Genomic DNA, 12,016 nt, shown 5'->3' with positions numbered 1-12,016 from the left:
TCAGTGCGCGCGCCGGGGCGAATCGAACCGGCGAGCGGGCTTGCCTCCTGGTGAGGCAGGTCTGCTGCCGTAGCATGCAGACGGGCGTGTTTGTGGCATCCGGTCCGGTCGGGACGTGTACTGGCGCTGACACCTGCCCTAGGTGAAACGCTCCACCGTGCCGGAGCGCCGCATGACACCCGAACTCATCCTTGCCTTCACGGGCATGCACATCGCCATGTCGCTGAGCCCGGGGCCGGCCGTGCTGCTGGTTTCCACCCAGGGCATGGCACGCGGTTTCTGGGCGGGCGTGGCGACGGCGGCCGGCGTGCTTGCGGGCAATACGATCTATTTCGCGCTGTCGGTTTTCGGATTGGGGGCGGTCCTCGTCAGCTCGGCCCTGCTGTTTACGGTGATCAAGTGGGCGGGGGCGGCCTACCTCGTCTGGCTGGGGGTCTCGACCCTGCGCAATGCCCGCAAGGTGGCAGCCCGGCCGCAGCCGGCAACGGTGGCGGAGCTGGCCGGACCGGCCTTTACCCAGGGCCTGGTCAAGCAGCTGGGCAATCCCAAATCGGTGCTGTTCTTTGGCGCTCTGCTGCCGCAATTCATCATTCCGGGGCAGACTGGCGGCTCCGACTATCTTCTGATGCTGGCCATCATGCACGGCACTGAACTGCCGATTCTGGCCGGCTATGCCGCGTTGGGGGCGACGGGCGGGGCCTTTGTGCGCGGACCGGCGGGTCTTGTCTGGCGCGAGCGCGTGTGCGGCGTGTGCCAGATCGCTGTCGGTGGCTTGCTGGCGGGCTTGCGGCGCACAGCGTGAGCGAAGCTTACCACATCGTCAGTTGTTCGCGCCGCAAAGCCTTCATAGTGTGCGCGCCATGACAGGGTTCGGGGTATGCTTCGGGGTCGCGGCAGCGGCCCTTTTCGCGGCTGGCGCCAGCGCGCAGTACGACGATTTCACCTATGATTACGACGTGGATGTCGAGCTCGTGCTCGCCGTCGACATCTCCTATTCCGTTGACGAGGAGGAGGCACGCCGCCAGCGCGAAGGCTATGTTGCAGCCCTGGCCTCGGAGGATGTGATCCGCTCGATCCAGGGCGGGCCTCTGGGCCGGATCGCCGTGACCTATGTGGAATGGGCCGACAGCGGTTTCCAGCGAGCCGCGGCCGACTGGACCGTGATCGCCAGCGAGGAAGACGCGCTGGAGTTTGCTGCCCGCGTGGCGGCTGCCCCGCTGGAACGCGGCCACTACACCGCCATCGGTGCAGCGATCGCTGACAGTGTGCAGCGTATCGAGAGCAATGCGCACTCGGCTCCCCGCCGCATCATCGATATCTCCGGCGACGGGCCGCAAAACCAGGGCCTGCCGCTGGAGCAGGCGCGGGCCCGTGCTGATGCGGCCGGCGTGGTGGTCAACGGTCTGCCGGTGATCTCCACCGGCAATGGCCGCTGGGTGCGGCCCGTCGAGATGAATCTCGACGGCTATTTCGAGGAAAACGTCATCACCGGACCCGGTGCTTTCGTCCTGCCCGCCCGCACCGAAGCCGAATTCCGCGAGGCGATCCTGCGCAAGCTGGTGATCGAGATCGCGGGGGCGCTGCCGTCGCCGGAAGAGCTGGGCCGTGATCCGGCCCGTCCCGCGAACGTGTCGGAAACGGGTCTGGCGCCATGAGACTTGCCGTCCGGACGGGCCTTTCGATCCTGGCCGTCCTTTGTCTGACCGGCGGCAATCTTGCCGCGACACCCGACTGGTATACCCGCGAGATCCAGTACGCCGAGGATGGCCGCGAGATGGTCGATCTCGAACTCGTACTGGCGGTCGATGTGTCGTCCTCGATCGACGAGGTCGAGGCGCGGCGTCAGCGTGAGGGCCATGTCGCGGCGCTCGCCGATCCGGAAGTGATCTCCGCGATCCAGTCCGGCGGCTATGGCCGCATCGCGGTGATGTATCTGGAATGGGCCGATGCCGACTTCCAGCGCGTCGTGGCGCCCTGGACGGTCATCGAGACCGAGGACGACGCCAGGGCCTTCGCCGCCACACTGGCGACAGCGCCTTTCATTTCCGGCCGGCGTACAGCAATCGGTGGTGCGATCGACAATTCGGTCAGCCTGATCGCGGACAATCGCTATGACGGCGTACGCCGGGTGATCGACCTGTCGGGTGATGGCCCCCAGAATGCCGGGCCCAGTCTTTCGGCCGCGCGCAACCGGGCCGAGGCCGAAATGATCACCATCAACGGCCTGCCGATCGACAATGCGCGCCAGCATCCCTTCCGGCCGTCCGTCTCGATCGATGTGGCCGCCTATTTCGAGAATGAAGTGATCGCCGGCCCCGGCGCCTTCATTTCGCCAACAAACGAACATCATGATTTCGTGGACGCATTGAAACGGAAGCTTATCATCGAGATCGCCAATCTCGATCCGCTGCGCTTCACGAGGAATGGATGATCCGCACGCTACTGGCCAGCCTGGCCCTTGTTACCACCCTCACCGCCGCCACTTTTGCCCAGCCCGACGGCGAAAGCTTCGCCGACTGGCTTGCCGGTTTCCGCGGCCGCCTGGAAGCGTCCGGCGCGACGCCGGACACCGTCGCATCCATGCTGGACGGGCTGGAGCCGGACATGCGCATCATCGAACGCGATCGCAGCCAGCCGGAATTCGTGCGGCCGCTCTGGTCCTATCTCGATATCGCGGCGTCCGACCTGCGTATCCGCAACGGCCGGGCTGCCTATGCGGAAAATCGCGAGACTGTGGACGCCATCGCGGCGCATTTCGAGGTGCGTCCGGAAATCCTGATTGCGATCTGGGGGCTGGAAAGTTCCTATGGCGAGATCCCCGGCAATAACGACATTGTCCGGTCGCTGGCGACGCTGGCCTGGGAAGGCCGCCGCCGCAACTGGGCCGAGGGTGAGCTGATTGCCGTCGGGCACATGCTGGACAATGGTTATGCCACGCGCGACCAGCTCACCGGTTCGTGGGCCGGTGCGATGGGCCAGATGCAGTTCATCCCGTCTACCTATCTGGAACGCGCCCATGACTGGGATGGCGACGGTCGCCGCAATATCTGGACGAATGAGGCGGATGCGCTGGCGTCTGCCGCCAATCTGCTCGGCCGGGCCGGATGGCGGGCGGGTCAGCCTGCAGTGGTCGAAGTGGATGTGCCGGAAAGCTTTGATTTCGCCGCCTGGGACCCCGGCCAGTCGCGCCTGGTGTCACAATGGGCGGTGCTTGGCATCGAGCCGGCCCGCGGCGAATGGTCGGCCGACCAGCTGATGCAGGCCGCACGGCTGGACTTGCCGGCCGGCGGTTCGGGGCCGGGCTTCCTGACCTTCCCGAATTTCCGCGTGATCCTGCGCTACAACAACTCCACCAGCTATGCGATCGGTGTCGCGCATCTGGCAGACCGGATCGCCGGTGGCGAGCCATTCGAAGGGCCGTGGCCGGAAAACAATCCGCCGATCACCCGCAGCCAGACCCGCGAACTGCAGGCGGCGCTCAACGCGCTGGGTTTCGACAGCGGAACGCCGGACGGGCTTGCCGGACCGAATACGCGCGCGGCGCTGCGCGCTTTCCAGCGGTCCAATGGCCATCTTGCTGACGGCTATGTCGGCCAGGCCATGTATGATGCAGTGATCGCTGCTGCGGCGGCCCAATAGTCCGCGTGCTTGACGATCTGGTATCGGAGCCCTGGCTCAGGGCTCCGGCTTCACCTCGACGATGTTGGCGACCCGGCGGATGCCGGGATGGAACCAGGCCAGCGCCAGTGTGATCGCGGCCAGCACGAAGGCGACATAGTAGGGCACGAGGTGGCCCAGCTGGTTGTACATGAACAGGCCGCCGACCGGGCCGAGGATGAAGCCCAGCCCGGCAGTGGCTGTGGTCAGGCCCGCGACCCGGCCCTGTTCTTCAGGCTCAACGGCGATCGAGGCCCCGCCGACAAAGCCCGAGCGGGCCAGTCCGAATGCGAACGAGATGAGGATATAGGCGGTGACGATGCCGGCATAGTTCGGCGCCACGATCATCAGGGCGAAGCCGGCCATCGTGATCCCTGCGCCCAGCGACATGAGGATGCGCGGGCTGGCGTGCAGGGCCGGGATCACCACCAGCTGGGCGACGATCAGTGCACCCGCGCCTGCGGCCAGTGCGATGGACGACATCTGCAACCCCGCGGCCTCATCGAGCTGCAGCGAGTCCATCACGAAGAAGGCAAGCGTGGACAGGCTGAGCGACTGTACGATCCAGGCGACGCACCCGTAGGCCACGAACGGAAAGATGCGGGGATCGGCACCGAAGGCAAATTGCGCAAAGGGATTGATCGGCCGGCTCTGCAGCTTGGGCGGTGACTGTTCGGGCAGCCGGTACCAGACCGCGAAAGCGCCCGAGGCCACCATCGCCGAAATGATCACCATGAAAATCGGCACGCCGACCAGTTCGACCAATGTGGCCGCGAGGGTGGGACCGATGACCGCACCCAGGCCGAAGGCGGCTGTCAGTCCGGCCAGCGCCTCGGTCCGCTCGCCGGGGCTGGTCCGGTCGGCGACATAGGCCTGTGCCGATGGATTGGTTGCCGAGCCGAGCCCGCCGAACAGGGTGCGGGCCAGCGCCATGGCAAAGATTGCGCCCAAGGGCGGGATCCAGCCGCTTTCCCCGGCCCAGGCTGCGGCCGCAAAAATCAGGGTCGAACAGGCAAAGGCGCACAGGCCGAACACGATGAAGGGCTTGCGTCCGCGGCGGTCTGACAACGCACCCCAAACCGGTGTCATGGTCATGAAGAGGACGGCTGAAACCGTGTAGATCGCGCCGACCCAGTATTCCGGCACGGCCAGCCCGCGCGCCAGCGGCGGCAGGATCGCGAACAGCATGTTATTGCCGATGCCGGTTGCCATCAGGCACAGGAAAAGCAGGCGGAAGGCCTGGCGCCGTTCGGCGGGACTGGTGGGTGTGGACGCAGTCTGGGGCGGGGTCATGATGCTGATCTAGACCGCGGATTCCCGACCGTCCAATGAGTTTTTAAAGAGCGGGTATGCCGGAATGAACGTCTGTGGCCGGGGCGCCGCGCCGCTGATCCGTAAACACCCGCATAACGCGCGTTCAACCGGACATTAAGCTTGTCCCGTCATAGTGCCGGTCAAACGGGTCGAGAAACGGCCTTCCAGAGCGGTGGACGGTACAAAATGTTCCAAATTATCGGCATCATTGTCGTGTTCGTGATGGTGTTCGGCGGCTTCTCGCTGGCCGGCGGCCATTTCGACGTCATCCTCAAAGCCATGCCCTTCGAGATGATGATGATCGGCGGCGCGGCTGTCGGCGCCTTCCTGATCGGCAACAAGCCGAAAACGGTGACGAAGACCCTCGGCGATTTCGCCAAGATCTTCACCGGCCCCAAATGGAAGGCGCAGGACTATACCGACCTGCTCTCATTGTTGTTCCTGCTAACAAAAACAATGAAGACAAAAGGGGTTATTGCGCTCGAAAGCCATATCGAGAACCCCAAGGACAGCGCGATCTTCACGCGCTATCCCCGGATCATGAAGGACCATTTCGCCGTCGACTTCATCTGCGACACGCTGCGCATGATGACGATGAACCTGGAAGACCCGCACCAGGTCGAGGACGCGATGGAAAAGCAGCTGGAAAAGCACCATCACGAAGCTGCCGATCCGGCCCACGCCATGCAGACCATGGCCGACGGTCTGCCGGCCCTGGGCATCGTGGCTGCCGTGCTCGGCGTCATCAAGACGATGGGCGCGATCGAAAGCCCGCCGGCCATTCTGGGCGGTTATATCGGCGGCGCCCTCGTCGGGACCTTCCTTGGCGTGTTCATCGCCTACGGCTTTGTCGGCCCCTTCGCGGCCTACATGCAGGCCGTCTATGACGAGGAACACAGCTTCTACAAGATCATCCAGGACGTTCTCGTGGCGCACCTGCACGGCAATGCTGCCCAGATTTCGGTCGAGATCGGCCGCGGTGGCGTTCCCTCCAAGATGCAGCCCAGCTTTGCCGAGCTGGAAACAGCCCTGGACCAGATACCCTCCGAAGTCGGCTGATCGACAAGGCCGCACGAGGACAACTGGCGCGGAACCCACCGGTTCCGCGCCAGTTCATTTGGGGGGATGGCGTTTGCCCTGATCGGCGCTAGAACGGCGTCATGAAGATCAAGGACAGCGATATTCTCATCGTGCCCGGTGCGGGCAATCCGTCTCCCTTCCACTGGCTGACGCGCTGGCAGGACAATATGTCCACGGCGCGCCGCGTGGATCAGGATGACTGGAACCAGCCGCAGCGCGAGACCTGGGTGAACCGGCTGGTCGATGCGGTCGGCGAGACGGAAAAGCCGGTGATCCTGGTCGCCCATGCGCTGGGTGTCCTCACCGTGGCGCATGCCGCCCCGGCACTTACCGGCAAGATCGCGGGTGCTTTTCTGGTCGGTGCATCGGACTGGGAGCGCCCCGAGCTGAAGACGACCTATGGCGATCACGGCTTCGATCCGGTGCCGCGCCAGCCGCTCGGCTTTGCCGGCCTGCTGCTGGCCAGCTCCAACGATCCCACCTGCAATATCACCAAGGCGGAAGCTTGGGCGCGCGACTGGGGCATTCATTTCGGCAATGCCGGCGAGGCCGGGCATTTCGAGCCGGAAAGCGGACACGGCCCCTGGCCGGAGGGTCTGATGGCCTTCGCCCGCTTCACCCAGACGCTCTAGGCCGGTCATGACCGAGGAGAGCCTGGTTTGCGAACCGGCCCGGCTCGACTGGAGCGAGCCGTCCGGTCCGCGCGCGGCCGATTATGGCGATGTCTATTTTTCCGCCGAGGACGGTCTGGAGGAGACACGGGCGGTTTTCCTGACCGGGTGCGGCCTGCCCGAGGCCTGGCAGGGGCGGCGGCACTTTGTTGTCGGCGAACTGGGCTTTGGTACCGGGCTGAATGCGCTGGCGCTCTGGCAGCTCTGGCGGGAGACCCGCCCGGCTGGCGCCTGGCTGGATTTCGTCTCCGTCGAGAAACACCCGCTAAGCCGCGATGAAGCCGGCCGGGCGTTTGCTGCCTGGCCGGGTCTTGAGCTGCTCACGACGCGTCTGCTGAAACAATGGCCCTCGCGGCAGAAGGGTGTTCATCGCCTTGTGTTTCCCGAGGACGGGTTCGCGATCACCGTCGTTCACGACGCGGTCGAGGCCGCACTGGCAGACATGGACTTCCGGGCGGATGCCTGGTTCCTCGACGGCTTTGCGCCGGCGAAGAATGACGCCATGTGGTCCCAGGACGTGCTCGACCAGGTTGGCCGGCTGTCAGCGCCGGGCGCGCGGATCGGTACGTTCACCGTGGCCGGCCACGTCCGGCGGGGTCTTCAGGCCGCTGGCTTCGAAGTCGCCAAACGCCCCGGCTTCGGGCGCAAGCGCGAGCGTCTGGAGGCCGTGTTTCCCGGAACGTCCGCCGCAACAATACCGCAGCCGCGGAAGGTTGCGATCATCGGTGCCGGCATTGTCGGCGCCAGCCTGGCGCGCGCCTTTGCACGGCGCGGCAGCGAGGTTGTCGTGTTCGACGCCGCCGGACCGGCAGGTGGTGCATCGGGCGCACCGGCCGGATTGCTGACACCGCGCCTGGAACGCGCCGACCGGCCCCATGTCCGCGCAACCCTGGCGGCGTTTGATTATGCGCGCAGATGTTATGAAGGCTTCGATGGTTTCTATCCCGGCGGTGTTGTCCGGCTGGCGAAGGATGAGCGCGAAGCGCAACGTTTCGCCGGTATCGCAGCCCTGATGGACGAGCGGGTCGAGTGGGACGGGTCGGTGCTGCAGATGCGCGCCGCGGCCCGGATCGAACCCGCGCGCATCGTCGCGCAGATGCTGGGCGACGTGCTGGTGCACAAGGCGCGGATCGCATCAGTCTTCGAGACGGACAGCGACGTCCTGCTGGCGGATGCAGATGGCGAGACGCTGTACCGCGCGGATTGCGTCGTCTACGCCTGCGGCGCTGGCATGACGGCCTGGTATCCGGATATTTCGCCGAGCGCCGGGCAGGTCGCAGTCTTTGCGGGGGAAGCCCCCGTACAGCCTGTGACCTGGGGCGGCTATGCCTGTGCGGCGCCGGGCGGTGTGCTGGTCGGTGCCACCCATGTGGCCGGCGAGGATGCCGGACCGGAAGAGCCTGCCATTGCCGGTTTCCGCGCGGCGTTCGGCCGGCATTTCCCTTCACTGAAGATCGGCGAGGTCGTGCGGACCTGGCATGGTGTACGAGCCTCGACGCCGGACCGGCTCCCCGTTGCCGGGGCGCTGGGGCCGCGAAGTTTCATTCTCTCCGGTCTGGGGTCGCGCGGCTTCGCGCACGCGCCGCTGCTGGCCGAGCATGTCGCGGCGCTTGCGCATGGGCATGTGTCTGCCTTGCCGCGATCCGCGGCCGAAGCGTTCGGGCCGGCACGTTTCGAGATACGCCGCCAGAGACGCGGCGGTTAGGACGCTACACCGCTTCCGGCAGCAGATCGTCCGGCGTCTCGTTTGACTTTTCGAAGCTCAGTTCGGCGAGCGGGCAGGGTGTTGCGAAACAGGTCGTATCGATCCGGAAATCCGGTGCCCCGTCTCCTTCCAGAACGACGGAATACGCGCCCATCGACAAGGTGACATTCAGACCGGTCACCGGCGGCAGCGCCAGCGAGACGGCGGGCAGTGTCGCCATGGCTGCCAGAACTTCCGTTTTCACAAGCATGCCGGGCCCTCCTCGACCTTTGCTCCTCTGGATGCCGCAGGAGGTCCGATTGGATGCACGCCACCGGGGAAAACGGCGCGCGGTTTGCATCGGTGAGGGTGAGACGGTCACGCGTGGCGCGTAACGGGACAAAGGGTGTCAGATCATGCAGGCAGCAGCCAGCGGCAGCTTCGTCGAACGGCGTAATGGTTCGCGTCATATCTGGTTTCTGAACTCGGCCTTCGACAAGATCGGTCTGGATACGGCCCTGCGCCGCATCACCGAACGCGATCCGGCCAGCCCCTTCGCCTTTGTCGTCACCCCCAATGTCGACCATCTGGTCCGGCTCGAGCACGACACCGTGCTCGCCACGCTCTATGCCCAGGCCTGGCTGACGGTCTGCGATAGCCGCATCCTGGAACTGATCGGCCGCATGTCGGGCGAGCGCATCGATATCGCGCCGGGTTCGGACCTGACGGCACGCCTGTTCGACACCGCAATCGACCCGGCCGAACCGCTGACGATCATTGGCGGCAATCGCGCCGTCATCGATGCCGTGACGGCACGCTATGGCTTGAAAGATGTGCGCTGGCACGAACCGCCGATGGGGCTGCGCAACAATCCGGAAGCGGTTGCGGAATGTGCCCGCTTTGTCGCCGAGAATCCGTCGCGCTTTGTCCTGATCTGCGTGGGGTCTCCGCAGCAGGAAATGATCGCGGAAGCCTGTCTTGACCGCGGCGATTGCACGGGTGTCGGACTGTGCGTGGGTGCGTCTCTGGACTTCCTGGGTGGCAAGGCCCGCCGGGCACCGGTCTGGATCCAGCGGGCACGGCTGGAGTGGTTGCACCGTCTCGTGCAGGAGCCGGGCCGGATGTGGCGCCGCTATCTGGTCGAGGGACCGAAGGTGTTTCTGCTGTGGCAGCGCTGGCGGAAAACCCAGCGCGAGCTGCGTGCGCTCGAACGTGCGCTGTCGCAGCCGGACCGTGTCAAAGAGCGTGCACTTCACCAACGTATCCGCAACCTGGAAGCCCAATTGGCGTCACGTGAGTGATACACACTGTTACATTCGGGGCACTGGCATTGCCTTTTGCCGCGGCCGGCCCTAGCGTCCGCGCCGCGATGGTTCCCTCACGGGATTAATCGGGAAGCCGGTGCGGTCACCACTTTTTTGGTGATGTCCAAGTCCGGCGCTGTGCCCGCAGCCGTAAGCGGCGAGCGGCGATGCATGTAACCACTGGAGCTCGAAGCTCCGGGAAGGGGCATCGTCCGCATTGACCCGCAAGCCGGAAGACCTGCCATCGCCGTCGTCTGTCCGCTCGTGCGGGAAAACACGAGGCTGGCGCGGATTTTCCGTTTTCGACGACTCCTTGCAACCCGCCGGTCGCGCGTGCGGCCGGTCACCATGCTGTGGAGACGTGGTACATGCGCATACACAAATCGCTGCCGCTGGCGCTGGCGGCCAGTTCATTCCTGATTTCACCCGCTGTCCTGGCCCAGGACGCGCAGGACGATGATGTCATCCTGATCACTGCCGCCCGCGTGCCGATTCCGGCCGATGATGCGACGGCCAGTATTTCCCGGCTCGATGCCGATGATATCGAGGCCAGGGGCTCGGTCTTTGCAGCCGATATCCTGCGGGCCGTTCCGGGCCTGGCAGTCTCGCATTCCGGGGCGCCCGGCGCGCTGACCCAGATCCGGGCGCGCGGCGCCGAGGCCAATCACGTTCTTGTGCTGATCGATGGCGTGGAAGCCAACAATCCCTTCACCGGTGAAGCGGATTTCGCGCATTTCGCCTTCAGCGATCTCGGTTCGATCGAGGTGTCTCGCGGCGAACAGTCGGCCTTGTGGGGTGCCGACGCGATTGGCGGTGTCGTGCGTCTGACCACGGCTCGGCCCACGACGGGTATGACAACCTCGCTGGGACTGGAGGGCGGTGAATTCGGGACCTTCCATGGCAATGGCCGGATCGCCTCGACCTTCGAAAAAGGCTGGCTGACCCTGTCCGGCAGTGCCTATCGCAGCGACGGGATCGATGTGTCGGGCACGGGCGGCGAGGAAGACGGCTATGAGAACGAGACCGTCAATCTCGCCGGCGGCTACGCGCTCAACGATATTGTCCGGTTTGAAGGCTCGGCCCGGTGGCTGTCCTACGAAAGCGCGTTCGACAGCGACACCGATTTCGACGGCCTGTTGAACGATGTCGACCGGAACACGGACGGCCGGACCGTTTTTGCCCGCGCGGCGCTGCTGGCTGAACATTCGGCCGGCGGTTTCCGGATCGAGCACGAACTGGCGGTGCAGCTGACCGATGACGAGGTCGAGAACTATGCGGACGGGGCATCGACCGGCCGTTCGCTGGGACAGCGGCTTCAGTCTCACTATGAAGTCACCGGCCGCTGGTCGACGGGCGAGACGCAGCACCGTCTGACGGGGCTCGTCGAACACGACCGGGATCGTTTGAAATCCTTCACGGCGCCGGGGGCAGGGTCCAACCAGTCGCCCTCGATCGAGGCGAGCGCTTTCGCGGCCGACTACGGTCTGGACCATGGCGCGCTCACGCTGACCGCGTCCGTCCGGCGCGATATTCACGACCGGTTCGACGATGCCACGACCTGGCGCGTCGGCGCCGGCTGGGCGTTTGATTCTGTGGATGGCCGGGCCCGGGTGAGCTTTGGCGAAGGCGTCAAGAATCCGGGAATCTACGAACTGTTCGGCTATTTCCCGGGCAGTTTTGTCGGCAATCCGAACCTGGACCCCGAGCGCTCGTCGGGCTGGGAGATCGGCTGGGACCAGACCCTGCTGGACGGGCGTGCGACCCTTTCCGCCGTCTATTTCGAGTCCGAGCTCGAGGACGAGATCTACACCGACTACGCGTCCTTCCCCTCGACCGCGCTGAACGCCGCATCGCTCTCCAACCGTTCGGGCGTCGAACTGTCCGGCAGCTGGGATATTTCCGGCAGCTGGTCGGCATTCGGATCGCTCTCGCTGCTGGAGAGCGAGGAGAACGGCGTCGCGGAGATCCGCCGGCCGGAACAGCTGGCATCGCTGACGCTCGACTGGCATCCGGCGAATCTCGACTGGTCCGGCGCACTGACCATCGACCATACCGGCGATCAGCTGGATACGGATTTCGGGTCTTTCCAGACGGTGACACTGGATGCCTACACGCTGGTGGGCGGTCAGGTGCGCTGGAAAGCGACCGATGCGCTGGAGCTCTATGTGCGCGGTGAGAACCTGCTCGATGAGGAGTATCAGGATGTGTTCGGCTATCATACGCCGGGCCGCGGCCTGTATCTTGGCCTGCGTCTGCGCAACGGCTAGTCCGGCTTTCGCCGGCGGCGGCGTGCGCGTTCTGCATGC

At 65.2% G+C, this 12,016-nt stretch carries 11 protein-coding genes and 1 riboswitch; of the genes, 9 read left to right on the top strand and 2 right to left on the bottom strand.

What is annotated here, in order from left to right; translation table 11 throughout:
* Positions 1-172: 172 nt before the first annotated feature.
* Genes JJ918_RS04405 through JJ918_RS04390 form a run of 4 tightly spaced genes read left to right on the top strand, consistent with a single transcriptional unit; the run spans position 173 to position 3,639 of the window.
* Entirely contained in the window at positions 173-802 is a 630-nt protein-coding gene (locus JJ918_RS04405) for a LysE family translocator (RefSeq protein WP_291883791.1), read from the top strand.
* A 58-nt stretch (positions 803-860) separates the two neighbouring features.
* Entirely contained in the window at positions 861-1,655 is a 795-nt protein-coding gene (locus JJ918_RS04400) for a DUF1194 domain-containing protein (RefSeq protein WP_291883789.1), read from the top strand.
* Entirely contained in the window at positions 1,652-2,431 is a 780-nt protein-coding gene (locus tag JJ918_RS04395; protein ID WP_291883787.1) for a DUF1194 domain-containing protein, read from the top strand. Before JJ918_RS04400 ends, JJ918_RS04395 begins: the two co-directional genes overlap by 4 nt.
* Positions 2,428-3,639 (top strand): lytic murein transglycosylase, encoded by a 1,212-nt coding sequence (locus JJ918_RS04390; RefSeq protein WP_291883785.1) that lies wholly within the window; start codon positions 2,428-2,430, stop codon positions 3,637-3,639. Before JJ918_RS04395 ends, JJ918_RS04390 begins: the two co-directional genes overlap by 4 nt.
* A 36-nt stretch (positions 3,640-3,675) precedes the next feature.
* Here the strand turns inward: JJ918_RS04390 and JJ918_RS04385 are convergent, their stop codons facing one another.
* Positions 3,676-4,950: an MFS transporter gene (locus JJ918_RS04385; RefSeq protein WP_291883783.1), complete on the bottom strand. Its 1,275-nt coding sequence runs from the start codon at positions 4,948-4,950 to the stop codon at positions 3,676-3,678.
* Between the two features lie 207 nt (positions 4,951-5,157).
* Between JJ918_RS04385 and motA the strand changes: the two genes are divergently transcribed.
* The 3 genes from motA to mnmD all read left to right on the top strand — a co-directional run bounded on the left by motA (position 5,158) and on the right by mnmD (position 8,427).
* A complete protein-coding gene (gene motA, locus JJ918_RS04380; protein WP_291883781.1) occupies positions 5,158-6,030 on the top strand; it encodes a flagellar motor stator protein MotA in 873 nt (290 codons plus the stop codon).
* A gap of 101 nt (positions 6,031-6,131) precedes the next feature.
* On the top strand, positions 6,132-6,683 hold the full coding sequence (locus JJ918_RS04375; protein ID WP_291883779.1) for an alpha/beta hydrolase: 552 nt from the start codon (positions 6,132-6,134) through the stop codon (positions 6,681-6,683).
* Positions 6,684-6,690: 7 nt separating this feature from the next.
* A complete protein-coding gene (gene mnmD, locus JJ918_RS04370; protein ID WP_291883778.1) occupies positions 6,691-8,427 on the top strand; it encodes a tRNA (5-methylaminomethyl-2-thiouridine)(34)-methyltransferase MnmD in 1,737 nt (578 codons plus the stop codon).
* A 4-nt stretch (positions 8,428-8,431) separates the two neighbouring features.
* Here the strand turns inward: mnmD and JJ918_RS04365 are convergent, their stop codons facing one another.
* A complete protein-coding gene (locus tag JJ918_RS04365; RefSeq protein WP_291883775.1) occupies positions 8,432-8,677 on the bottom strand; it encodes a hypothetical protein in 246 nt (81 codons plus the stop codon).
* 145 nt (positions 8,678-8,822) lie between these two features.
* On the opposite strand from JJ918_RS04365, the gene JJ918_RS04360 reads away from it, so the two are divergent.
* On the top strand, positions 8,823-9,707 hold the full coding sequence (locus JJ918_RS04360) for a WecB/TagA/CpsF family glycosyltransferase (RefSeq protein WP_291883773.1): 885 nt from the start codon (positions 8,823-8,825) through the stop codon (positions 9,705-9,707).
* Positions 9,708-9,759: 52 nt separating this feature from the next.
* Positions 9,760-9,971: riboswitch (cobalamin riboswitch) on the top strand.
* A 107-nt stretch (positions 9,972-10,078) separates the two neighbouring features.
* The gene (locus JJ918_RS04355; protein WP_291883771.1) at positions 10,079-11,977 is read left to right on the top strand and encodes a TonB-dependent siderophore receptor; all 1,899 of its coding nucleotides are present in this window, start codon (positions 10,079-10,081) and stop codon (positions 11,975-11,977) included.
* The last annotated feature ends 39 nt before the right edge of the window (positions 11,978-12,016 follow it).

The sequence above is a fragment of the Maricaulis sp. genome (assembly GCF_017642925.1).
GTDB lineage: Bacteria > Pseudomonadota > Alphaproteobacteria > Caulobacterales > Maricaulaceae > Maricaulis.
This window is presented reverse-complemented; position numbering and strand designations above follow the sequence as displayed.

Coding starts and splice junctions, on each gene's coding strand:
- JJ918_RS04395 (WP_291883787.1), top strand. CDS start 1,652: ATGAGACTTGCCGTCCGGACGGGCCTTTCGATCCTGGCCGTCCTTTGT.
- JJ918_RS04405 (WP_291883791.1), top strand. CDS start 173: ATGACACCCGAACTCATCCTTGCCTTCACGGGCATGCACATCGCCATG.
- mnmD (WP_291883778.1), top strand. CDS start 6,691: ATGACCGAGGAGAGCCTGGTTTGCGAACCGGCCCGGCTCGACTGGAGC.
- motA (WP_291883781.1), top strand. CDS start 5,158: ATGTTCCAAATTATCGGCATCATTGTCGTGTTCGTGATGGTGTTCGGC.
- JJ918_RS04375 (WP_291883779.1), top strand. CDS start 6,132: ATGAAGATCAAGGACAGCGATATTCTCATCGTGCCCGGTGCGGGCAAT.
- JJ918_RS04355 (WP_291883771.1), top strand. CDS start 10,079: ATGCGCATACACAAATCGCTGCCGCTGGCGCTGGCGGCCAGTTCATTC.
- JJ918_RS04360 (WP_291883773.1), top strand. CDS start 8,823: ATGCAGGCAGCAGCCAGCGGCAGCTTCGTCGAACGGCGTAATGGTTCG.
- JJ918_RS04390 (WP_291883785.1), top strand. CDS start 2,428: ATGATCCGCACGCTACTGGCCAGCCTGGCCCTTGTTACCACCCTCACC.
- JJ918_RS04400 (WP_291883789.1), top strand. CDS start 861: ATGACAGGGTTCGGGGTATGCTTCGGGGTCGCGGCAGCGGCCCTTTTC.
- JJ918_RS04365 (WP_291883775.1), bottom strand. CDS start 8,677: ATGCTTGTGAAAACGGAAGTTCTGGCAGCCATGGCGACACTGCCCGCC.
- JJ918_RS04385 (WP_291883783.1), bottom strand. CDS start 4,950: ATGACCCCGCCCCAGACTGCGTCCACACCCACCAGTCCCGCCGAACGG.